Genomic DNA, 1082 nt, shown 5'->3' on the forward strand with positions numbered 1-1082 from the left:
TGTAACTCTTACGGTGGTTGTGAACGGCGTGGCAAAAGTTAAATAGGCGAGGGTCTCCGGTTCGATATGGGTTACCACACTCATCCGACCAACGGAGACCCTCGTGACCCACGCTAACGCACCCCTGACCGAAACCGGACGACTGCGCCTGGCAAAACTCGTGGTCGAGTCCCGATGGCCGCTGCGGCGGGCCGCCGAACGCTTCAGCTGCTCACCGGCAACAGCGAAGAAATGGGCCGACAGATACCGTGCCCGAGGACCGGCGGGGATGTATGATCTTTCCTCACGGCCGTTGTTCTGCCCGCATCAAACACCGGCTCGGACCGAACGACGGATCCTCGCGCTGCGCTTCACCCGCCGCTGGGGACCGCACCGCATAGCCCACCATCTGCACCTGGCCCGGTCCACCGTGGAGAAGGTCCTGCGCCGGTACCGCATGCCCCGGCTCTCGCACCTGGACCAGGCCACCGGACTGCCGGTCCGCCGGCCCAAACCCGTCCGCTACGAACACAAGCATCCCGGAGACCTGGTGCACGTGGATATCAAGAAACTCGGCCGCATCCCCGAAGGCGGCGGGCACCGGATGATCGGGCGGTCAGCGGGGAACCGGAACAAGACCCGCACCGAAGCCAACCGCCGGCCCGGTTACGCCTACCTGCACCACGCAGTGGATGATCATTCCCGGCTGGCCTACTCCGAAATCCTCACGGATGAGAAAAAGGACACCGCTGCCGGCTTCTGGCAGCGTGCCCGGGAGTTCTTCGAAGGCCACGGGATCACCGTTCTCCGCGTGCTCACGGACAACGGTTCCTGCTACCGCTCCCAGGCCTTCGCGCAGGCTCTGGGGCCGGGTATCAAGCACAAATTCACCCGGCCCTACCGGCCGCAGACCAACGGAAAGGTGGAACGGTTCAACCGCACCCTGGCCACCGAATGGGCGTATGCGAGACCTTACAAGAGCGAAGAAGCCAGGATCGCTGATTACGATGCCTGGCTTCATCACTACAATCATCACCGAGCCCATACCGGGATCGGGGGCCTCTCACCTATCGAACGCGTTCACAACGTCCGTAAGAGTTACA

At 63.1% G+C, this 1082-nt stretch carries 1 protein-coding gene; it reads left to right on the top strand.

Annotated elements, in window-relative coordinates; translation table 11 throughout:
* Window positions 1-103: 103 nt before the first annotated feature.
* On the top strand, window positions 104-1082 hold a 979-nt coding region (locus AC5RTS_RS16265), incomplete at its 3' end, for an IS481 family transposase (protein WP_493993051.1).

This window comes from Arthrobacter sp. MDT1-49-2, assembly GCF_059090185.1.